This window comes from Vibrio artabrorum (genome assembly GCF_024347295.1).
GTDB lineage: Bacteria > Pseudomonadota > Gammaproteobacteria > Enterobacterales > Vibrionaceae > Vibrio > Vibrio artabrorum.
In genome coordinates, this window is record NZ_AP025459.1 from 907,409 (window position 1) to 931,059 (window position 23,651).

Consider the following 23,651-nt stretch of genomic DNA (forward strand, 5'->3'; position numbering starts at 1 on the left):
GGGGCGTCATGGCGAAGCCAACACAAGCTCCCAAATCGCAAGGCCTTGATCCTCGACTGTATTGTGATTACTCAAGGTTAGTGCGAATTCACGCTCAAGCTGAGTCGTTTTCTCTACTGCCTCACCTAAAGGCGGGCAGCGTTCTGTCGGGGAGACACAATTCATTGTTCCGTGGTCGAGGCTTGAATTTCGAGGAGTTACGTCACTACCAATTGGGTGATGACATTCGCAACCTCGATTGGAAAGTCACGATGCGAACAGGTAAACCTCATGTTCGCAGCTATACCGAAGAGAAAGACCGTAATGTGATTATCTGTGTCGATCAGCGCAGTTCGATGTTCTTTGCTTCTCAAAACACCATGAAATCTGTTGTGGCGGCGGAAGTCGCTGCATTATGTGGATGGCGAGTGCTGAAAGACGGTGACCGTGTTGGCTTTGTTTTAGCTTCACATCAAAAGCTCTTTCATACTAAAGCGCAGCGTTCTCAATCTGACTTATTGGCTCAGTTAAAGCATCTTACCAAGGCTAATCAAAGCTTAGACGTGAGTGTGAGTGACAGCGAGGGAGTTGGGTTTAGCCAGTGGATTGAACTGATAAAGCGAATGAGACTCAAGCAGTCGACCTTAATTTTTATTAGTGACTGGCGAGATTGCCAAGAGCAACACCTTGACCGACTAAAACAACTGCAACAACACAACGACATCTTAGCCATTATGGTCACCGATCCATTAGAACAATCATTGCCTCAAGATCTGGCAAGCGCAAACTGGGTGGTGGGTGATGGTCGCTTTCAACTTAATCTGGATAGCCAATCTAAGGTTAACCTCGCAAGTGAAAGCCTTGCTCAAAAAGCGGCACTCCAGAAGCAGTCGCTTGCTCAATTGATGGCGATGAAAAACCTTCCTTATATCGAATTAGACACGTCAGGCAATCACATATCGCAGCTTCAAAAGCTGGTGGGAGGGCGCTAGATGGCCGTTGAACATACGCCTCCAAGTACTTATATTCTTCGCGATCTGCACGATGTCGCCATTCCCGAGAGCGTGAGCTGGATGCCGCAAACTATGGGTTGGAAGATCCTCGGCGTTATTCTGTTATTGGTCGCTATCTATCTGGCTTATCGTTTTGCGCAGAGATGGTGGAATAACCGTTATCGTAAAGAAGCGCTTCAAGAGCTCATGGTATTGGATGCAAGAGACAAAAACTCAACCGAACGAACCTTTAAAGTCCTCAAAGTGGTGCTTCGCTACCTAGACAGCAGCAATGCCAAGTTGTTTGGTCAGGCTTATGTGAACCGTTTGAACGCTTACCTGCCTGTTAGCGCTAACACCAGTGAAAACAGCAATGCGTTCTTTGCCGATGAAGTTTCGGAATTATGGATGCAGAGCCTAATTGACCCTAATGTGCGTTTGAGCTTTGAACAGCGTTTAGAAGTGATTCAAACCGCGATGATGTGGTTAAAGCTGCATAAACCCGATGTACAAACAAAACCGAATGTACAGGTAATGGCTGAGGGGCAAGACAATGTTTGATGTTTTATCTGCCAGCTTTGAATTTGCGCACCCGCTATGGTTTATCGCGCTGCCTCTGCCGTTGTTGGTCTACTTTGCCGTGCCAGCTTATCGAACTAAGCAAATGGCGATTAAGGTGCCATTTTTTCGAGAATTGGTTGAAGCGATTGGCGAAGCGCCGTCTGAAGGGGCAAGCCAGTTAACACCAAGCTGGTGGCAACGAACTACGCTCATTATTACCTGGGTATTGGTCGTGTGCGCGTTAGCGAAACCAACCATTCTTGGTGAGCCACAGGTTCGCGAACAATTGGGTCGTGATGTGATGGTAGTGGTCGATTTGTCTGGCTCAATGGCGGAGCAAGATTTCACCTCTAAGCAAGGCGATAAAACCTCTCGCTTAGAGGCGACCAAAGAGGTGTTAGCCGATTTTGTGAAAACCAGAAAAGGAGACCGACTCGGTTTGATCTTGTTTGGTGATGCCGCGTTTGTGCAAACGCCTTTTACCGCGGACCAAAATGTATGGCTTGAACTGCTTAATCAAACCGATGTGGCGATGGCAGGGCAAAGTACCCACTTGGGCGATGCAATCGGCTTGGCGATCAAGGTGTTTGCACAGAGTGAAAAGCAAAGTGCTGCCGTTCAAGATTCAAACGTCGATACCAATGAAAAAGAGAAAGTCGTGATCGTATTAACCGACGGTAATGATACAGGAAGTTTTGTTGAGCCTATCGATGCCGCAAAAGTCGCCAAGGCGAAAGGCGTTCGAATTCACGTGATTGCGATGGGCGACCCGCAAACCGTTGGAGAGGTTGCTCTGGATATGGAAACCATCAAGCGTGTGGCTCAAGAGTCTGGTGGCGAAGCCTTTGAAGCACTTAACCGCGATGAATTGACTAAAGCCTACGCTCAGATCGGTGAACTAGAACCACAGTTATATGAAAGTACCACTTATCGTCCTAAACAGGGACTGCACCATTACTTAATGGCGATTGTTGTTGTGATGTATTTGACCGCGTTCAGCTTAGCAACGATACGTCGAAGATCGCTGCTCGCTTCTTCGGCTAAGAATTTGAAAGGAGAGAGTGATGCCTGACTCTCTCACGATACAACAGTTTTTTACCCAGTTTCATTTTATCCGACCATTGTGGTTGTTGGCCTTTATCCCAATGTTTTTCCTGTTATGGGTTCGTTGGAGAGCAGAGACAAAACCAACGTGGAAAGACATTCTACCGGCACATTTACGTGATGCATTGACGATTGGCGAAACAGGCTGGCGCAAGCAACTGCCGTTGAAGCTATTGGTGGTGATTGTGACTATCGCCATCATTATCTGTTCTGGCCCAACATGGCAACGTGAAGCATCGCCATTTGGTGAAGATAAAGCGTCGATGTTGGTTGTGCTCGATAATAGTGAATCTATGCTCGCTAAGGATTTGCCTCCAAGTCGCTTGGAACGATCTAAGCAGAAAATTAGAGACTTATTGGCAGCTCGAAAAGGCGGTAATACTGGCTTGGTGGTTTATGCCGGTAGTGCACACGTCGCGATGCCCGTCACTCAAGACAGCAAGGTGTTTGAACCGTTTCTTGCGGCTATCACACCCGACATCATGCCGGTTTCAGGTAAATCAGCAGAAGAAGCGCTGCCACTCATAAATCAGCAACTGTCTGGTGAGTTAGGTTCGTCAGTGTTGTTGGTATCAGATGGTGTGAATCCAAGTACGACGCGAGCTTTTGAAACCTTTTTCAACGAAAACCCATATCAGTTGCTTATTTTGGCTGCCGGAAATCGCGATGTGGTGAGCGATAACCCAGTCGACCTCGATTCATTGCGCAATTTAGCAAACAAGACCGGTGGTCGAGTGATTGAGGTGACCGTTGACGATTCGGATATTCAACAACTGAATCAAGCGGTCGAAAGAAACATGCAACTTAACGGTGAATCTTCTATGCCATGGAAAGATATGGGCTATGGCCTGCTTATTCCAATGGCGATCATCATGTTGTTGTGGTTCAGAAAAGGGTGGCTGGTGCAGTGGTGTGTCGTTGGTTTAGTGATTTCGGGCAGCATTTATTCACCAAGCACTTTGGCGAAAACAGTCAACTTAACTGCTGAGAAACCCGTTGTGGTGGAGTCGCTTACCGCTTGGGATAAGACCGCTCAATGGTGGTGGGATTTATGGTTAACGCCAGACCAACAAGGTCAACGTTTGTTGAACCAGAAGGAATACCTTCAAGCGGCCAAACATTTTACTGACCCAATGCGAAAGGGCGCGGCTTATTACTATGCTCGTGATTTTAAGCTCGCTCACAGTGCATTCCTGCAAACCAAAACTGACCTTGGTTTGTACAACGCGGCGAGCGCGTTAGCCAGGCAGCGTGAATACCTTGCCGCGCGAGACCTTTTGAAATCATTAAGCGAGAAAGAGGATCTGTCACCAGAACTAAGAACGGATGTGGAGAACAATCTTGCTGTGCTTAGTGGGATTGTCGAAGAGGTTAACCGAACCAGCGAAAGCCAATCTGGGACCACAGATGGCCCTGAAGAGTCTTTAGAACTCGAAGACGATCAGCCGCGAACGGGTGATGGCGCTGAAGAAGAAACGGTAGCGGAATTGATGCTCAAGGAAACGCTGAACGCCAATGAAATCTTGGGCAGCCAAGAGCTTGCCGACAAGTGGTTAAAACGCGTCGAAGCTGACCCTAAGTTCTTCTTGAAGTCGAAATTTCAAATTCAATTAAGAGACCCTGCACCTTCGATAGAACAGACACCGAAACAGGCATCAAAACAGGAGCAAGCACAATGAGTCGATACGATTTAGCTCTTGAAGCGATTCAATCAAAGGGAGTGCGATTCACAGCTCGTACATGGTTGCTGTCGATGACTCTGATGTTGAGTTGGTTTTTTCCTGCTGTTGCTTCTGCTGCCGATATCTTCGATCTGCAAAAAAGTGGTGATGTGGAGCTTATCGCTTGGATTGGTGAGAAACCCGAGTCAGGCGACAAGATAACGCCGACCAAAGTCAGCGTAAATGAGCAGGTGATTCTGAACATTGAGGTGGCGACGCCGCGCTGGTTAACAGGAGGGACTCGAATCGGCAGTATCGAAATCCCTAACGTGATTGCTAAGCAGCGCAACCAACTCGCGACAAACTACACGGAACGAGTCAATGGCACGACATGGTCACGTCAGCGTTGGGAAGTGACACTCTATCCGATGATTTCTGGTGAGTTTGTTATTCCAACCATACCCGTTCGTATCCAAGTTTCTGCTCCTGGTGGTTCAAACGTGGGTGGTACGCTTTACACGCAACCCATTAAGTTTGAAGCTTCATTACCTTCAGGTTTGTTAAGTGATGAATCGCCTTGGTTTTCTGCAACCGATGTGGATGTTGAACAGGAATGGCAACGTTCGAATGAAAGCTTGAAAGTTGGCGATGCGGTTACTCGTACCGTGACGATCAAAGCCAAAGACAGCTTGTCTGTGTTGTTGCCAGATGTGCTAACCAACGAGTCCACTCAACAGTTCCAAGCTTACCCACAGCCCAACCGTTTGGATGATACACAAGAACGTGGTGATTACCGTTCTAGTCGAGTTGAAGAAACGGTTTATGTAATTCAACAAGGTGGCGAGTTTACGCTCCCAGAGTTTTCATTTCAGTGGTGGGACAGCAAAAATCAACGCCTTGAAAGTGTTGTCATAAAGGGTGAGGTGTTTGAAGCAAAACACACGCTCCAATCTTTCATCAAGGCCTACATGTCGGTGTTTATTATGGTTGGTTTTACGTTGTTAGCCTGCATTGCGTTGATTGTCGCTGTTAAACGCTATTATACAAATCGTCCAACACCAAGTTGGTTGGTACTGCGTCGTTTACTCAAGCAAGGAAATTGGCCTGCATTAAGAACCTTTATCTACCGTCAATTGCGAAGCGAAACCACTCAGTTGGAACTGAATAAAGCGCAGCTAAGTAAAGAGCAACTGGGTAAAGCGAACGAACAAAAGCGTTGGCTAGAAGATAGCGAAGCCCTTCAACAAGGACGTGAAGATAACAACGTATTCACTCGTTTATGGAAAGGTTTAGGTAAGGTATCCAACGACAAATCAAGCCAGAGCAAATCACACTCAATTTTTGCCCGTTTGAAAATTCCTAAAGCCTTGCCAGACTTAAAAGATAGAACTAAGTAGCAAACTTTAGTCATCCGTATCGAACATAATCGGCAGGTTCTTTACTATAGGAAACCTGCGTCTTTAATATGGAACTGTATGAAAAGTACTGAGCTAAATTTAATTCCGATATTTGTCGCTATCTATGAAGAGCAGAACTTATCTAGGGCTGCTAATCGCATGGATATAAGCCAACCGGCTGTGAGTAAGGCGCTTGCACGCTTGCGAGATATCTATGATGAGCCACTGTTTCACCGAACCACGTCAGGCGTAGCGCCAACCACTTTTGCTATTGATATTTATCCAGCTATGTCTGCGGCTTTGAAAAACTTTACATCAACACTGTCTGCATCACGCGATTTTGATCCTAAAACATCAAATCGTATTTTTTCTGTTGCTTGTGTTTCCGCAGCAAGCTATGAAATTATGCCAAGAGCGATGCAGTTGATCAGCCAAGTTGCACCTAACATCGCGTTAGAAGTTCACCCTCTGTTTACAGAAGATTTTGAGTCAGACTTAAGGCTGCAAAGGCACGATGTGATCATTGACATGACGCCAAGAGGACGAACCACACTCAAGCATGAAGTGCTATCTGCCGAAGAGCTTGTGGTTGTTTGTCGGCATGATCATCCGACAATTGGTGACACTATTGATATGGCACAATTCTTAGCGCATGAACATGTAGTGGTTGCGCGTTGGCATGCACGTAAAAGCTTATTAAGTTCTGACCATTTTAGTGAGTTGGAGAAACGCAGAATCGTGTATCGCGCTGCGGGCGTTGTTGAGATGCTTCCAGTTATTGAGGGTTCGGATGCGATTGGTGTTATGCCTATTTCATCGGTGCGTTGTTTTGCTGAAAAGTACGCGGTAAAAACATTGCCATTACCATTCGAACTGGAAGAACTCGATATGTGTATGATCTGGCACCCAAGCCGCACTAACGAGACAAGTCATCAATGGCTGCGCGCTAAAATCAAAGCAGCAGCAAAAGCTATCTCAAAGGTAAGTTAAGTGTTCTTTTGGGGACGGGAGACCGATTTATTAACGAATATCTATCGGGGAGTACCTGACGATAGTTGGTATCTTGAACTAAAATTACAGATGAAAGCGATACGCTTTGATAGCTGAAAAGCTAATGGCAACAAGAGCCGTTTATCGCTCTAGAATCAATCTGTTTTGATAAAACGGCTCTTGTGTGTCGAACAGGGTTTAAAACGTTGAATGGCAAACGTCAGTCGTTTCGATTACTCGACGATTTCTTGCAGCACTTCTCCAATTGACCCGCTTGGTTGGGTGATACCCAGTTTGTTCGACAGTGTTGGCGCAATGTCATATGGCGTAATTGGACGAGAAACCTTCTTAGCGTCCACATCATAGCCAGCGAAAATAACCGGTACATGTGTGTCATATTTCCAAGGTGAGCCATGAGTTGAAGCAATTTGTAGGCCTTCCATGTCGTTAATGTAGCTGCGCGGTGCAAAGACTACATACACGTCGCCAGAACGAGCAGGGTGATAGTTGTTTTTGATGAGCTGCATCACATGCGTATCCGGTACTCGGTTGGCTGCGATATCACTGCTTGATACAGCAAATGCAACGCCTTTCACTTTTGCAATTTCATCAGCAATGGCTTCTTGTACCTTAGCCAGATCTAGCTTCTTCTCAGCAATGAGATCATGATTCAGATAGATATAAGGTTGCGCATACAAACGAATTGCGTCTTTGCTTAGACCAAATTCATCCTTCAATCGTTTCTCAACACCACTCGAGAGTAGTGTGTCTTTATTGAAGTATTGGGCTTGATTGAAACCAAGCGCATTTGCCGCAGGTGAAGATTCAGGCACACCATGATCGGCAGACAGCACAATTAATGTGTTTTTTAGCCCAACTTGGTTATCCACGGTTTTGAAAAGCTTAGCGAGAGTCTTATCAAGTCGGATAAGGTTGTCTTCTGTTTCTAGGCTTTCTGGGCCGTAAAGGTGCACCACGTAGTCGTTTGATGAGAAACTCACAGACAGATAGTCGGTCACGTCGCCTTGGCCAAGCTTCTCTTGCATCAACAAGGTGCTAGCGAAGTTTTCCGTGATCTCGTCACCAGCAGGGCTGACGGTTAGGGTGGTGCTGTAGTACTTGTAACTTGCCGGGCCGTATGGATGAGGGAAGGTGCGTTGGAAATCACCGAGTTTCACTTTGTGTTCGGTATCGTGTTCTTGCAATGTGTATTTCTCACGCGGTAATGAGAGCGCCCACTTCTGTTTGGAATACTGAGCAGCAATCGCTTTCTCGTTCCAGCGTGATACCCAATCTGGGTACTGGTCGTAATAATAGTTACTGGTGACAAATTCAGATTGTGCTTTGGAGAACCAGAAGGCTTTACCACTGTGTCCCGCCAATGAGATTGCACCGCGGTCTTTCACAGATACGCCGAACACTTTTGATTTGCCACTATTGGAAATCGTCAGCTCATCACCAAACGTGGTGGAGAGTATTGGCTCCGGAGAGCGGCCATCGCCTTGTGCTGTCTTCTGCGTTGGGTCGATCTCTGTTGCTTTGTCGACACCCGCACCAGAGGTCAGCATTTGGTAATTAGCGTCTTCTACGTTATACACCAAACGTTCTTCGCTACGGTCATACCAAACATTGCCTACCATGCCGTGTACGCTGGGTGGAGCGCCTGTTGCAAGCGATACATGGCCCACAATCGTTTCTGTGTTGCCATGTTGGTAGTTCGCGTTGGTGTAGTAAGTACCGTCTTCCATTAAGTACCGGAAACCACCTTCACCGAAGTTGTGCTTATACCGTTCGATTAGGTCTGCGCGCAGGCCATCTACCGTGATTTGAAGGATGAGATTTGGCTTTTCTGTAGCCGAAGCTGGGAGAGCACAGAGTAACGCGAGGGTTAGTCCTGAAAGCTTGGTGTATTGCATAGAGTTTCCTTATTCACTGTTGCCGCTGAGTTCTAATGTTTGGCCAGATTTCTAACGTGTGTACAGTGCGAATCGTATTTTTAGTCTTGTGGTGAGGCTTTAGTGAGCCGTAACTTTTGGCACCTTTAACTCGTGCACATCTTTCGCTAGTTCGTATCCTTCACTAAACGTAAGCCCATGTCCGACATGGTGATCGATTGGCTTGCAAAATCACGACGGTAACTTTCAGATTCATTTTCGTCATAAGCAAAGCTGCCACCGCGAACCGATTTGTGTGATAAACCGACGTCGCTGTGTTTTGCGTTGTTAGGGTTGTCTGTTGGACCGAATCGGTAGAAAGTGTCATCGAAGGCATCAATCACAAACTCACCCACGTTTCCGGTCATATCATATAAGCCTAGTTCATTTGGTTTCTTTAGCCCGACGGGATGGGCGCGATTTTTAGAATTTGCTGAGTACCACGCAACATCATCTAAGTTATTGGAACCACTGTAAGTATAGCCCTTGCTCTTGTTGCCACCTTTCGCTGCAAATTCCCACTCAGCTTCAGTTGGTAAACGGTATTCTTCACCCGTAAGTTCGTTCAATTGTTCAACGAAGTAGTTTGCCTGTTGCCAACTTAAGTTATTGACCGGAATTTGTGGGTTTTGGAAATAACTGAGAGATGAACCCATTACCGACTCGAACAATTCTTGAGTCACTTCAAACTTCGCCATGTAGAAACTATCTACAGTTATATCTCGCGCTGGTCGTTCTGCTTTGCTTGCTTCAGGATCGTTCGAACCCATGGTGAATGTACCACCTTCAACTAGCACCATTTGTTGGTCAATTTGTTGGGCGATAGGGTGGGTAGGCACGCTCGTACAGCCGCTTAGGAAAAGAGTCATGGTGACGCTGCTGATCGTCGCTAATTGTTTGTAATTGAAAAAGTTCATCATGTGCCTCAGACGTTCGAAATAGGCTCTAATACTAACGTTTAAGGTCATTCCTGTTGGTTATAAAGGGTATAACATGCCACCGACGTAATTGGGAATTATGATGAGAACAAGACATTAAGATAGGTAGATAAATCATGCACATTACTCAAGGTCCACAATATAACGGTAAAGCATCTAAGCGCTTACATGTCATGGCTAAGCCGATTGGCGCAGCGTGCAACATTGACTGTAAATATTGTTACTACCTAAGTAAGCAAGATTTGTTGGAGTACCAGAAAGGCCGCTCTCCTCGAATGGATGATGAGACGTTAGAAAGCTACATCCGACAATACATTGAAGGTCAAAATACCCCTGAAATCATCTTCTCATGGCAGGGTGGTGAGCCGACTATGCTCGGTTTAGCGTATTTTGAACGCGTGGTTGAGCTCCAGAAAAAGTACCAACCTGAAGGTGTATTGATTTCAAATGACTTACAAACTAACGGCACATTGTTAAATGACGATTGGGCGGAGTTTCTTGCGAAGAATAACTTCCTGATCGGCTTGAGTATTGATGGCCCTGAAATGCTGCACAACGCTTACCGTACTAACCGCGCGGGTCGTGGCACATTCAAACAAGTGATGGCTGCTGTCGAGCTGTTGCACAAACACCAAGTTAAATTCGCAACGCTAACCTGTGTGAATAACCTGACCAGTCAAAACGCCTTAGAAGTGTATCGCTTCTTACGTGACGTGGTGAAGTCTCCACAAATGCAGTTTATTCCTATCGTAGAACAGAAAACGTTCCGAACGGTTGCACCACAAACATCCCAAGTGAGCGAGCAGCTCAAACAAGGCGACAAACGTCTGATCCCCGGGCATAAAGATTCGATCATGGAATCGTGGTGTGTGTCGGATTTGGCTTGGGGTAATTTCCTTATTTCTGTATTTGATGAGTGGGCGAAGAACGACATCGGTAAGGTGTTTGTTCAGTATTTTGAAGCGAGCGTAGAAACATGGATTGGTCGCCCGAACCCACTGTGTACCTTAAATGAGATATGCGGAAAGGGCTTGGCAATGGAGCCAAATGGCGACGTATTCTCATGCGATCACTATGTTTACCCTGAGTACAAAATTGGCAATATTCATCACGAGAAACTTGATGATTTGGCGTACAGCGCACCACAGCAAAAGTTTGGCTTTGCTAAATCACGCACACTGACCAGTCAGTGTCAGCAATGTGACTACAAGTTTGCTTGTCATGGTGAATGCCCTAAAAACCGCTTTATCAAAACTCGTGCAGGTGAGCCGGGATTGAACTATTTATGCGCGGGCTGGCACAAGTTCTTTTCTCATGTTGATAAATCGATGGCGTATATCGCGCGTGCGATGAGACACCCCGTTGCTCATGGTAAGTACAGTGATTCTGTGATGATGGCGCGTCGAGCAGAACTGGCAAAATAAACGACGTTTGAGACAAAGTTTTAAGTCAAGTTCTAGGTTTAGAGTTATCGATCCTAACGAAATTTAATCAGATATGAGTCTAGGGACGGGCTAAGTTCTCCAACTTAAGGTAATACTATGATGAAGAAGAGTTTAGCGACAGCGGTTGCTTTATTGGTTTCAACGTCCGCATTGATTTCAACGTCTGCGCTGGCAGCGAATAGCGTTCAAAAAATGGTTGACGCGCCAGCACAAAATATCAATCAAGTGCTTGAAGTGACGGACACTCAAACCCGCATTCAACAGTTGTCTTACATGGCACAAGATCAGAATCAATCCGTTGAAAATCGTACTAGTGCACTGCAAGCGCTTGCTTCATACCCAAGCCAAAATGCGCTGGTGGCGGTGGCAAGAGGCTTAAAAGATCAAAACCCTGAAGTTCGTGAGGCGGCGATTATCGGTTCTGAACCTTACCAACTTGAGCACCGTTGGGCGTTAGTTTCGCCTTTGCTGAGCGATACAGATTCTATGGTTCGCCACACGGCGACATCCAATTTAATTCGTGATTTCAATGCATTAGATAACGACCAGAAAGCACAAATTGAACCACCAGTTACAGAGTTGATTCACTTCTTGGAAACGCAAAAGTCCGAAAAGTATCAATTACTGTTTGCTGATGTGCTCCGTTGGCACAATGACTGGGATAAGGCGGAGACGGTTTATCTAGAGTTGATCAAGACTTACCCAAAAGAAGCACAGGTTTGGTTGAGCTACGCAGATAATTTTCGTGCACAGAACAAAGATCAACAAGCAGTCGAAGTATTAGATCGTGGTTTGGAGAATGTACCAAACAATGCTGCTCTGCACTATTCGAAATCGCTGACTCTGGTTCGTCTTGAAGACAAGACCGCAGCAGCTAAAGAGATTGAAGTGGCTGCGAAGCTAGCGAAAGATAACAGCTATTATTGGTACCTAAATGGGGTATTACAAGAAGCGTTGGATATCGACAAGTCGACGAAATCGTTCGAGACCGCGTATTTGATCTCGGGTTCTCCAGAGCAGTTATACGCGGTGTGCGATATCTATGTGCGTTATGGTAATGACAAGACCGATGATTGTTTAAGCGAACTGGGCAAAGTGGCTCCAGATTATGTTATCGAGCAGTTGAAAGAGAAACGAGTCAGCTCAAACTCGTGAGTTTAAGTTGATCCAGTGTAAATCAAGCCAGTCGATATACTCGAGTGGCTTTGACTTTTTCAATGACAACGAAGTTGACGTACGGTTGTCACTTTGAGTTCACTAAGTGATTAGCACGCTTGACCTACGTAATAATATTGAGAAGCGTTGAAGATGAAACCTTATTCAATCCATTCTTGTGTCAATGTTTTTACATTCGTCTCCAATGTCGGTGTATTCCAATTGAGGTTCGCTCCAATCTGTAGGTTCTTTGTTAACAAGCGACGCTTTCTATTTGGTTTAGTAGTTTCTCTTTACTTACAGGCTTCGCGACATACCCATCCATACCTGAATCAAAGCACTTTTGAATATCATCATCGATAACACTGGCCGTTAACGCGATAATAGGCGTTTTACTTAAGCCTTGGTTTTTCTCGTGTTTTCTGATCTCTCTTGTTGCTGTGAAACCGTCCATAACGGGCATCATACAATCCATCAGAATGATATCGAAGCTACTGTCGTTCAGGTACATGTCTACAGCAATCTGCCCATTGTCTGCAATTTCAAAGGCATAACCGGCCTTTTTTAGCATTATAGAAGCAACTTTCTGGTTCACTCTATTATCTTCAACTAGCAGTATTTTCTCAGGTTTGAGTGGCGTTGGTTTTTGTTCCGTTTCCTCTAGCAAAATAGGTTTTTCTGCTACCACGTTGAGAATTGGAGTGACGGTTGCGGGTTGTTTCTTAGGTTGGGCACTATGGAACGCGGGGAGGGGCATTGCTTCGACCGAGGTGATAATTTTCTCTTTAAGCGTCTCGAATTTGAATGGCTTTGGTACGTAGTCATCCATACCCACGTCGAAACACTTCTGGATATCGTCATCGATGACACTGGCGGTCAATGCAATGATCGGGACGCGACGGGTTGCCCCTGTTTCTTTTTCAATTCGTCGGATATTGCTTGTTGCATCAAAGCCATCCATAACGGGCATCATGCAATCCATAAGTATCGCCGCGTAATCCGGGTTAGCGGTGAACATGTCAATGGCTTCTTGTCCATTATTCGCAAACTCGAATTCAAAGCCACTCTTACCGACATGGAGCCCAGCAATCTTCTGGTTGATCTTGTTGTCTTCGACGATGAGGATTTTATCTTGGATTTCTCTCGTTTGCAGGCCTATCTTTGATAGTTCTGTTAACCCTCGTATATCACAAAGCTCAATCGCTTTAATTAAACGCAAGCCGAGCAAGGGGTGCGCGACTTGCGCTGTAACATAGTCGCCAAGATCCGCTGGCTCACTTAAGAATGATCGTATCAAACAGATAGTGATGCCGTTTAAATGCAGCTTAGCTAAGTGATCTACGTAGTCGCTCGCCAGGAATGCGTCATCTTCCACGAAAACGACGGTGATTGGCTTTGAGTATTTTTGAGTGGCGAGTTGTTGTGTCATTGCCGTAGTATCATTGGTGGTGTGAGTCACCTCTAACCCATAAAGGTTAAGTTCACTTTCTATTCGTTGTGAAAGCATCTTATCGTTGCTCAGAATATAGATATTACCGGTCGCTACACTTGGTTTAGGAAAGACGAGATCAATGGGTAAATCTAGGTCGAAGTAGAAACAGCTCCCTTTACCTTTAACAGAGTCGAGTTGAATTTGTCCCCCCATCAGTTCAACCAATTGTGTACTGATAGCTAGGCCGAGCCCCGTCCCACCAAATTGGCGTGTCGTTGAATTATCTTCTTGAGCAAAGGGTTCAAATATCTGTTTTTGTTGCTGTGAATCGATCCCAATACCTGTGTCTCGTACAGCAAACCGAATGGTGACACTGTTTTCTGCTTTTTTGAGCGTTTGGAGCGATAATGTCACGCCACCTTCTGTAGTAAACTTGACCGCGTTCGACATAAAATTCATTATGATTTGTCTTAAACGGTGATCGTCTATCATCACTCGTGCCGGTGTGTCTGGACTGATGTCGACGTTAAGTGAGATGTTTTGTTCTTTTGCTTTTGGCGCAACAATGGATGCGATGTCATATATTGACTCTCTAATGGACGCCGAGTGTGGGCTAATTAATAGCATGCCAGATTCAATTTTAGAGAAGTCTAAGATATCGTTGATTAAACTCAGTAGCAGTTGAGACGAGGTTTCAATTGTATCAACGTAATCGCGTTGTGTGGGGGTTAGAGGAGTATCGGACAAAATCTCCGAGATACCGATGACTCCATTCAAGGGAGTACGAATTTCATGTGACATGTTGGCTAAGAAGCTGCTTTTGGCTTTGCTTGCTTGGATTGCATTATCTTTCGCTTGCTCAGCGTCATCTTTGGCTTTCTCTGCATCTTCTTTTGCTTGGGTTAGTTTTTCTTGAGCATTGTCTTTTTCTATGGTCAATCGTTCAACCTGTTGGGCAAACAGGCTGAGTTCATCTTTACCTTGAACCAATTGCTTTAAAGAGGGGCGTGGTTCACCTTTCTCATGTTTTAAAAAATTAAGCACTAATTCAAGGTTATTGGTCACTTGTCTTGCAAGGCTCAACGCCAACCCCATGACGATTGCAGCTAGCAACGTAACGATCGTAATAAACAGGGTTCTTTGCATCTGAGCATTTGAGATGGCTTGAGCAACCTCAACTTTAAACTCGTGTTTGATGACATCTTCTAGATTTTGTAACAAGCTAAAGCGAGTGTTCATGGCCTTTAACTCACTGGATATTTCTTCACGCGTCAGCTGTTGTGTGCCCGAAATATCATGAAGTTCATGACGAATTTCTTGGCTTTGAATAAAAACATCGTTTTTAAATACTTCCACCATTAACGAGACTTGGCGTTCATTCGTATTCAAAGCCACGAAACGTTCTAAAAATAGGAGTTGGCGTGCACTTAGGCCTTCGATGGTCTCCGCCAGTTCAAAATCGTATTCATTCTTTTGTTGGTAGATATCAACTAAAGATGAACTTAACTTAAACTCTTCGTTTGACCAAAACATCAGCCACTCTATCTGCAGTAAAGCAGCAAGGTGTTGTTGAATCTCTCGTTTGGTGACGTCGAAAGGCACTTTTTCGATTGTGAGTAACAGTTGCTGGTATAAATGACTTTGCCATTCAATGGCGTTAAGTTGGTCATAACTGTCAGTGCTTTTTATCATTAACAATGTGGCTTGACTGAAGTCTGCGATTAATTGATTAACTTCTTGATCACCCTCTTTAAAAAGATTAGGGGCGAGGGCTTTTAAATTCACATTGAGCTGTTCACTTCGCTCAACAAATTCTTCGGCGTTAGGTGTTAAAGTGCTTTTGTATAACAGCGAAACATCTTCTAAGTATTCAGCCAATTGACTTGTTCGTTCAAAGTCAGCTAACTGAGTCGTTAAAACATGAGCCTGCCTACCCGCTAAAAAAAGGAGTAGTGAAATAGGGAGTAAAACTAAGCCAAAGAGCTTGTGTTTGACTGAAAGGTTATTCCAGACTGTGAATGCCATATAAGATTCCGTTCAACGGTTTTATATAAAAACAGTAGAATAAAAATGGCAATATAGAAACTTTGAGACGGTAAATTTAATGGAAGTGTGGTGTAGGTGTAATTTCTTTTGATTCCTAAACTTACCTTAAAAGATAGTGGCTTTGACACCACCGATAGTTATCTTCGGTCAGTTTGTCTTTTATCCGTGTTGAAATGTGGCCTATTGGATAGGCTGTTTTGAACCAATTTTGTCTTGGTTTACTCCAAATAGGAGTTGTTCTAACACTGTTTTTGCAGAAGATTCCAATGTCCAAACGCCCAACATTCGGTTAAGAGCCGCTCGATACGCTTTGTTTGTAAGCAGGAATGCGAGCGTGATCGTGTCAGTATCCAAAACATGTCTCTGGATAACGGTGAGCTCAGCTTTGTTTGCGATGTCTATTTTCTTGAGGTTGAATGCGGGTAGAAATGCACACTCGTACCATACCTCAACGATCTCTCGGAGTTCGATTTCTTCTTCAGGCACGTCACCGCCCTGAAATATATGTTTTTCAGGGATTGCGGATGAGTAAGCGACATCCAGCTTGTCGACAACGAATGTGTACATTTTCTTCCTTGTTACCTGAGTATCGGGATGAATAATCTCTCTCGCTTATGAATTTGTCAATTACATCTCTCTCGTTAAAGAGTGAATTGCGATTAAGCGTTATGGTTTTAGCTTAAACTATTTAAGTATTTGTCTGTTAAGCCAAAGTATTTCAAATTGCCATCTGGCTCCAGCACTAAACTCATGTTTGATGTTGCGATCAAACCAGCATCACTCGTCGAAAAAATCACGGTTTTATTCAACAATTTATCGGAGAACAGACGGTTAAAGTATTGAGCGTTTTCTTGCTCTACACCATTGAACGGCTCATCAATGATAATCAGAGATTGCTCGCAGTCACCTAAGCCAAGCGCGAGACGCAGTTTTTGCTGAATTCCATTTGGAAGGTTTTTGCATTTATCCACGCTTAACTGAGTCGCTAAGCCATCCGGAAGCCACTCATCTAACTCGAAGAAGCTGATCATTTCTTGCATCTTGTCTGTTGGAATAAGCCCGTTATGTAGAATGAAGTTGGTCTTAAGTGAGCCTTCGAAAATGTGCAAATTAAAAGGGATGTAGTTAATTGACGTTCGATAACGGTAGCTATTGAACTGTTTAATGTTGTATCCATCGACAGACACCGCACCTTGATAGCGCTCTTCTAAACCAGCAATGATTGAAATTAAGGTGGTTTTACCACATCCCGTAGGGCCACCAATGACGACTTTGGCACAGGGAGGAATTTTGAAACCAAGGTTGGTTAAACCGGTCGCGGCTCCTGCGTATCGATGACTGACACCACTACCTACAATGCTGCCTTGGAATAGGCGAATCGGTGGGCTTTTCTCTAAGGTCAATTTGTCATCATTCATCAACATCAAATTGTTGATTTGGGCTGCTGAAGCCTTAATCGACTGGTACTTAGAAATGGAGTTATAGATCCCCATGATAGGACCTAGTGCCTTCCAAACCAGAATGACAGTCGCGAGCATGGCACCCGCATCAGAAGTACCATCCATTACGCCAATAACCGCGGCGACGATACTGGCTGTGCCAATCACTTGAATTAGACTGCCACCAGCAGCTTGAATCTTACTGTTTGTCACAGCCACATTCTCGGCATCGCTGGTGCTTTGCATATGTGATGCACTGAATCGAGATTGAACGACACGAAGTAAAGGTAGGCCTTGGATAGTTTTGATGCCACGAAGGATTTCGTTCCATTGATACGAGACCATCGCATTGGCGCGCGAGCTTTTGGATGTGGCTTGTGAATAGCTATAGCGTGAGTAAATACAGAACACTAACATCAGTATTAAGCCACCCATTACCACCAACGCCGCTGTACCAGACATCAGAGCAATGGCGATGATAAATACGATCACAAACGGCATATCAAAATAGCTGAGGGTGGATTCTGCGGTGACTAAGCGCCGGAAGGTGTCGATATCGTTCAAACGGGCCAACTGGGAAGAGACCCCGGCAGTGGATGTCATCGCATAGGGTAGCCACAGTAGCTTAGATATCACGGCTTGCGAGATGTGAACGGCGAGATCTTTACCGGAGGTCGCAATAATGTTGACGCGCATTTTCTTAAAGAAGTATTCAGAGAAGCCGACAATGATGGCAAACAGAGTTAACCAATACAGTGTCGCCTCAGAACTCGAAGTGAGTGCGAAGTTGTAAACACTCATAATAAAGAAGGGTTGCAACGCACCTAGAATACTGATGACGAAACTCAGAATGATTAAGCTCTTTAGCTCATTGTTATAGCGATAGAAAGCGTATTTAATCCAATTGCTTCTGTCTTGCGATTCCGGCGGTGGTTCGCGGAATAGACGAGAGTACTCGCTAATAGAAATCAGCAAGCAGGGTTTTTGACACATTGGATATTCAATGGTGTTGTTGTTCGTGTAATCAAACAGCAGCAACTTTCCATCGTTAGTACCTAAGAAGATTGCACTTAGATTCTCTATTTCAATAAAGCATGGGTGAGGGTACTTATCGATATTCTCGAGTGTCTTTAGTTTGGTCACATCACAGCGATATCCAAGACGCTCGATGGTCGCAGTAAAACTGTCGCCGTCTTTAGGTTTTGGAATAAAAGCATCGCTGAGTATCGCGGGTGTGCCTTCCCATTCGAGTGCTATCAGGGTGTAGGCCAAGCCACGAATAAGTGGCGATTGACTATAACGTTCGTCGTATCCGCTAGATTCAAAATCCAAGACACGTTGTGGCACATTATTGAAGTCTACTAGGATACTCATTGGTCACCTCCGGTAAGTTTTACGCGTTTGAGGCGGTGGTTAAGTTTGTCCATCTTATTACTGGCGATGATTAGGATTTTGTCATTGGCACGATAAGCGGTACTGGTAAGAACAACGCGCGCAAACTCCTCATCAAAGACACAATCGATGTCATCAAATATCAATACACGTTTACTGGCGAGCAGGGCGCGAACCAATAATAAGGCATAGCCAACTTGGCGTGAGAATGGGTTACGCATATGGCCTTTGAGTTCTGTATAAAAACCGGCAGGAAGCCCATCAATTTGCGCTTTGATGTTCATGGTTTCACACAGTGCAAACGCCGTGTTATTCAAGCTTGGTCGGAAGCAAGTGAGGTTATCGATAATGGTGCCTTCGACGAACGAACTGGTTTTATCGACCATCAAGACACTGTTACGCCAAACGTTGTAGTTAATGTCATCGAGAGCGGTATCGTTAATCATGATATCCAGTTTGCTGTCTTTGCTCTGCCTAGTAATACAGTTCGCGAGGTGGGTTTTACCTGAGCCACTTTTTCCCGTGAGTAAATAAGTTTGCCCAAGTTCGAATTCGATACGCTGCTTGCCAGAATACTTAACCGAAATGCGTTTAACTTCGGTTGTCTCATCTTGCTGTTCTACAGAAGCAACGAGTTCCAATAATTCTGCTATGCGTTGGATGTGGAGTTTATTTAATTCCCAACGACTCGCGGTTCGCATCACTTGCTGATACGGCGCAAAGTAACGGTTGGTCAACATGATAATTGCAGCCATGATGCCTTGGCTTGATTCCATGTTAATCACCGCGATTGCTAGAACCACAACAACGCAAGCAATGGAGAGTTGTTGGATGAGTGATAATATTAAGCCGAAGTTCGATTCGATTTGCTCATATTTGATGTTTTCAACTTCACGCTCTTCGACCATCTGTGTCATTAAACTTTCGACGCGATATTCCATATTCCTGGATTTGATATCCAGTGGGCTAGAGATGATCTCAATGATTTTTGATGTTGTTAAACCTTCGATATCGGATTTGCTTTTAAGGCTACCAATTTTCTGTTTAGAAATGTGCCAAGCAAAAATAGCGAGGATGATGGAGGCGAGTAAAATAGTAATGCCAGCCCATAAGTTGATTAATCCAATAATAAGTATGGTGATGACGCTAACAGCAAAGTTGATGAGTGCTCGAACGGATTCCCCGCCAAAGAAGGTCTTGAGTTCAGGAATGGTTGAGATTCGTTCTAGGTATTCGCCCGGTTCTAAACGGCGGAATTTAGAGATCTCAGCCAAACAGATGGATTGAAATACTTTATTGGTTAAGTTGGTCTCAAACTGCCTCATGATGACTGAGGAGATCTTCTCTTCCTGATTTTTTAAGTGGTAGTCGAGGAAGATAGAAATCAAGATAATTGCGAACAATAAGTACAGAGTATCTTGTGCTTGGTTAGGTAACACTCGGTCAAAAATGATCAGAATAGAGAAGGGCAGTACCAAGCCAAACAGGGTCGAAATTATCGTTGAGAAAGTCAGATAACACTTATCGGCTATATTGATCTTTTGCGAAAACTGTTCAGTTTGCATTACGATCTCCTTTCTTCAATGACTCCGTTGAGAGAAGGTGTTTAGGCACCAAATCTTGACTGTCTCGCCCCTCAATATCACTCATCAATTGCATGATACTCTCTATAGATTGTACCGAGAGGGCCCCCTTTATTTGCTCAAGTTTGATGGTTTCGATGATGTAGTCGTAACGTGCGCTTTCGTAGTCTCTCAAAGCGCTGAACAGTTTACTTTCCGCTGCTAGCAAGTCGGTGATGGTACGCGTGCCTAATTGGTAGGCTCTTTGGATCCCTTTATAAGAGGCGTAGTTGGCGCGAATGATGTTTTCGTAACTGCTGATAGACTGAGAAAAGTCGTTAATGTTGAGGATTGCAGTGTTCACATTGTTACGTGTGGTGTACAGCGAGTCTTGATAAAGCAGCTCAGTTCGCTCAATTGCTGTCGACGATTTTTGATATTTATAATAATCAGAACCACCAGATAAAATAGGCACAGCGAGGTTTAAGCCCACGCTGGTTGAGTTACTTTCACCTGTCGCTGTAATGTCGGTTTTATCGTAGTTATTGGCGTCATCATGTCGATAGCTGGCTGAAAGCGATACAGTTGGTAAGAAGTTTGAACCGCTCTCTTTTAAGCCTCTACGGCTTCTTTCTACGTTTTTCTTTGCTACTAATAAGTCGTTATTGAGCTTTAATGCTTGATCCATAATTGAGCGCTGCTCTGTCTCATTTATCTCTTTTAAAGGCACGCTTTCGTATATGTCTTGCGACGGAGTTATAGGGTATTGAATTTGGATCGACAGCCCGTTGAGAATGACACGTCGATCTTTCTGCAAGGTTCTTAATCGGTTCGACACGCCTTCTTTCTGAGCAATGACTTCGTACAATTCACTGGCGGCGGTGTTACCTAGCTCTACATTGCGTCGCATTTGATGTTCACGCGTTTCAGACGATTTGAGTTCAACCCTGGTCGCTTTAATTTGGGCGTTGTTCTTCAAATACTCAAAGTATTGAGACCCGATTTCCGAAATGGTGCTTTGGATTTTGTTCTCGTGTTTAATTTCTTCGATATTGAAGTCGAGCTTTGCTGTCCCATATTTGAAAATGTCACCCAGATTGAATATGGATTGGGATAACGAAAGACTGTAGCTGTTTGAGTTATAGCTAGAGGTTTCATCGGGCACGCTAGATAGCAAGGTTTCATTCTCATTCCATGTGGTATCGGCTGCACCATTGAGTGACGGCAGAAATTTAGAGCGACTGATACCAATGTTGTACTCGTTTTCTTCCACGCCTTTATCACTGGCACGAAGAGACAGGCTGTTTTGCAGGCCGAGCTCTACCGCCTCTAGCAGGGTCGTCGCCGATGCTGAAGGTGTTGTGCTGAATGCGAGTGCAGCTAGTATGCTGCTAGTTAAGTTTCTGTACCGCCACATACTTGTTGATCACCTTGATGATTTGGTCGCTTTTATAAGGTTTGCTGATCACGTAATCCATTCCGGCTTCAATACAAGCCTGGTGTTCGTTACTGCTGGTCAATGCGGTTGCACCTATGATGGTGCAAGGGTTCTTCTCGTTTTCTTGTTCGAATTGGCGAATGCGTTTTGTGGCTTCGATGCCGCCCATACCCGGCATGATGCAATCCATGAAGATGATGTCAGAACGTTTATTCATGAAGTGCTTCACGGCATCGGCACCATCGCCAACGGTGTCTGGTTCATACTCTTGCTTGGTCAGAATTCGTTTCAGTAAGATCTGCTGAACTCGGTCATCCTCTACGATAAGGAATGAGCTGTTCTCCATCTGCTCTTCTGATGCTTCCGCTTCCATAATGGTGAGCAAATTAGGAATAAACTCGTAAGGGATAGCAGGGGCGTTGATGATCTTGTCGACGAAGCTATGACACTCTTGTGCTTGCTGAGTGCTGGTCACTGACAGTAGCAATTTGGTGTTGGGATGATTTTTTAGTTGGGATTTCACTGTTTTACTCAACGAAGGCAGCTTGTTGGGTTCAAAGGTATCGGTCAGCATAATCGCGTCGTAATCACCGAATGTTTTCGCCGCTGAGAAAAGCTCATTTGCAGTGCGAATCTCGGTGATGTCCAGCCCCAAATTGCTGAGCATCTTCTTCATCACGTCGATACGGATTTGAGTATTGGCGCACAGCAGTAAACGCTTGCCATCGAAGCGAGTCTTCTCTGTGTGGAAGTTCTTAGCTTTAAGATCAAGCTCAATCTGAAAACGTTCCTGAGCCCCTGACTGGAACCAGTGACTCTCGTAATATCCGTAATCTTTCAGAACGCTTTTTGCTAAGTCATCGGTGCTGGTCGTATGGTCTTTGTGTGCGCTCCAATGGAGTTTATTGAGCTTGGCAACAGAGACATCCAGCGTTGATAAGAAGTTGAGGTTGATGGTGACACGGGTATTTTCCATGTCTGACGCCGCACCCGATTCAATCGTCACAAACAGTTTCTTATTTGATTTGAGTTGAATAGCATTGGAAAGCTGCAGGAACAATATCCAGAATAAGCTGGTGGATTGGCCTTCTACGCGATTGGGTAAGTTGTCAGAGATAAAGCAGTCCAGTTCGCCTTCATTTCGCTGAATTTTAGCGCTGATATGAACCATTAATTCCGACAGTACGTTGAGTAGTGAAAATTCGCTTGATTTACTTTCTGTGCCCTGTGAAATCAGACGATTATAGTTTTCTGCTAACTCAGATAAAGTACTACATGCCGAGGTAATATCCTTCGCCATCAATACGCCGTTTTCATCGGTTTCTTGAATCAGATATTGGACACCACCGTTGATGGTATTGGTGATTCCGCGAATCTCATAACCGATTAATGCATACAGTTGTTTGTAGAGATCGTTATTGCGTTTTTGGTCTTCCAATTTACCGAAGATTAACTTCAAGTGAGAGTAGATCTGGCGTTGCTTTGGATTGATGCTCACTTCGTTAAGAAGCTCTTCAAGCCGTTGTAAATCGAGTTGCTTCAGCTCTTGATACAGAGCATCGAATTCATCGTCGATTTCGCGTTCGTTAGAGCTGGATTTCTTCAGTTTCAACATAGCGACTGAGTTGGATAAAATCGTAATCACAGCCAATATTACGACCACCATAAACAACCAGATAAAGAACTCGTTTTTCTCTGACATTAAGTCATTCGCATGGTTGCTAAACATGGTGCGATAGTTGTCGTCCATCTGCAGATAGTTATTGGTCAATGAAAGGTACAAGCCTAATACGTCGTTACGTGTTTTTGGGCTATCGGAGAAACGATTTATCGCTAATTCCAGTTGTGTGTATTCAGTTGCCCCAACTAAGCTGAACTCGGTTTTGTTCAAAGAGGCTAAAGAGCGAAATTCATCAATTTCACGTTTCAAGTTAACCAGGTTGAATTCGTTAGTACCGCAAGTGTTGGTACTTAAGCACTGTTGTAGAGTTTGAATATCTTGTTCGATGGTCTGATTAAGCTTTTGGGCTTGTATGAGCAGTGGGGCGCTTTGCACTTGTGCAACGGAGTCTACTTTTGACCAAGAAAAGTATAAATAGAAAGCGAGCGCTGCCAATACCACGCTAAATAGTATGCTTAAGCGTAGAGCGGGTACGGAAATATGGTACGAAGGTTTTCCGCTCATT

General features: G+C 44.6%; 16 protein-coding genes. 8 read left to right on the plus strand and 8 right to left on the minus strand.

Translation table 11 applies throughout. The features are described 5' to 3' along the window. Positions 1–8 precede the first annotated feature (8 nt). The 6 genes from OCU36_RS18160 (at position 9) to OCU36_RS18185 (ending at position 6,684) form a co-directional block, all read left to right on the plus strand. The gene (locus tag OCU36_RS18160) at positions 9–971 is read left to right on the plus strand and encodes a DUF58 domain-containing protein (RefSeq protein ID WP_261839905.1); all 963 of its coding nucleotides are present in this window, start codon (positions 9–11) and stop codon (positions 969–971) included. Further along, on the plus strand, positions 972–1,532 hold the full coding sequence (locus OCU36_RS18165) for a DUF4381 domain-containing protein (RefSeq protein WP_261839906.1): 561 nt from the start codon (positions 972–974) through the stop codon (positions 1,530–1,532). Next, positions 1,525–2,604, plus strand: coding sequence for a vWA domain-containing protein (locus OCU36_RS18170; RefSeq protein WP_261839907.1), 1,080 nt, complete (start codon positions 1,525–1,527; stop codon positions 2,602–2,604). Before OCU36_RS18165 ends, OCU36_RS18170 begins: the two co-directional genes overlap by 8 nt. Continuing rightward, positions 2,597–4,315, plus strand: a complete 1,719-nt coding sequence (locus tag OCU36_RS18175; RefSeq protein ID WP_261839908.1) for a vWA domain-containing protein — start codon at positions 2,597–2,599, stop codon at positions 4,313–4,315. Before OCU36_RS18170 ends, OCU36_RS18175 begins: the two co-directional genes overlap by 8 nt. Next, entirely contained in the window at positions 4,312–5,694 is a 1,383-nt protein-coding gene (locus tag OCU36_RS18180; protein WP_261839909.1) for a BatD family protein, read from the plus strand. Before OCU36_RS18175 ends, OCU36_RS18180 begins: the two co-directional genes overlap by 4 nt. 78 nt (positions 5,695–5,772) lie before the next feature. Then, entirely contained in the window at positions 5,773–6,684 is a 912-nt protein-coding gene (locus OCU36_RS18185) for a LysR family transcriptional regulator (protein WP_261839910.1), read from the plus strand. A 233-nt stretch (positions 6,685–6,917) separates the two neighbouring features. Here the strand turns inward: OCU36_RS18185 and OCU36_RS18190 are convergent, their stop codons facing one another. Together OCU36_RS18190 and OCU36_RS18195 are read right to left on the minus strand one after the other, a co-directional pair. Beyond that, positions 6,918–8,600 carry an alkaline phosphatase family protein gene (locus OCU36_RS18190; protein ID WP_261839911.1) on the minus strand — a complete coding sequence of 561 codons (1,683 nt, stop codon included), beginning with the start codon at positions 8,598–8,600 and terminating at the stop codon, positions 6,918–6,920. A 146-nt stretch (positions 8,601–8,746) separates the two neighbouring features. Next, on the minus strand, positions 8,747–9,535 hold the full coding sequence (locus OCU36_RS18195) for a formylglycine-generating enzyme family protein (protein ID WP_261840744.1): 789 nt from the start codon (positions 9,533–9,535) through the stop codon (positions 8,747–8,749). A gap of 137 nt (positions 9,536–9,672) precedes the next feature. On the opposite strand from OCU36_RS18195, the gene OCU36_RS18200 reads away from it, so the two are divergent. Together OCU36_RS18200 and OCU36_RS18205 are read left to right on the plus strand one after the other, a co-directional pair. Continuing rightward, complete coding sequence (locus tag OCU36_RS18200) at positions 9,673–10,980, plus strand: anaerobic sulfatase maturase (RefSeq protein ID WP_261839912.1); 1,308 nt, start codon at positions 9,673–9,675, stop codon at positions 10,978–10,980. A 117-nt stretch (positions 10,981–11,097) separates the two neighbouring features. Further along, positions 11,098–12,156: a tetratricopeptide repeat protein gene (locus tag OCU36_RS18205; protein ID WP_261839913.1), complete on the plus strand. Its 1,059-nt coding sequence runs from the start codon at positions 11,098–11,100 to the stop codon at positions 12,154–12,156. 253 nt (positions 12,157–12,409) lie between these two features. Here the strand turns inward: OCU36_RS18205 and OCU36_RS18210 are convergent, their stop codons facing one another. From OCU36_RS18210 to OCU36_RS18235, 6 genes are all read right to left on the minus strand, one after another. Continuing rightward, positions 12,410–15,613 (minus strand): response regulator, encoded by a 3,204-nt coding sequence (locus OCU36_RS18210; RefSeq protein ID WP_261839914.1) that lies wholly within the window; start codon positions 15,611–15,613, stop codon positions 12,410–12,412. A 201-nt stretch (positions 15,614–15,814) separates the two neighbouring features. Next, positions 15,815–16,201: a hypothetical protein gene (locus OCU36_RS18215; protein WP_261839915.1), complete on the minus strand. Its 387-nt coding sequence runs from the start codon at positions 16,199–16,201 to the stop codon at positions 15,815–15,817. 107 nt (positions 16,202–16,308) lie between these two features. Beyond that, positions 16,309–18,447, minus strand: a complete 2,139-nt coding sequence (locus OCU36_RS18220) for an ATP-binding cassette domain-containing protein (RefSeq protein ID WP_261839916.1) — start codon at positions 18,445–18,447, stop codon at positions 16,309–16,311. Beyond that, on the minus strand, positions 18,444–20,030 hold the full coding sequence (locus OCU36_RS18225; protein WP_261839917.1) for an ABC transporter transmembrane domain-containing protein: 1,587 nt from the start codon (positions 20,028–20,030) through the stop codon (positions 18,444–18,446). Before OCU36_RS18225 ends, OCU36_RS18220 begins: the two co-directional genes overlap by 4 nt. Next, a complete protein-coding gene (locus OCU36_RS18230; RefSeq protein WP_261839918.1) occupies positions 20,020–21,444 on the minus strand; it encodes a TolC family protein in 1,425 nt (474 codons plus the stop codon). The genes OCU36_RS18225 and OCU36_RS18230 overlap by 11 nt, the downstream gene beginning before the upstream one ends. After that, a complete protein-coding gene (locus tag OCU36_RS18235) occupies positions 21,419–23,650 on the minus strand; it encodes an ATP-binding response regulator (RefSeq protein ID WP_261839919.1) in 2,232 nt (743 codons plus the stop codon). Before OCU36_RS18235 ends, OCU36_RS18230 begins: the two co-directional genes overlap by 26 nt. Between the last annotated feature and the right edge of the window lies 1 nt (position 23,651).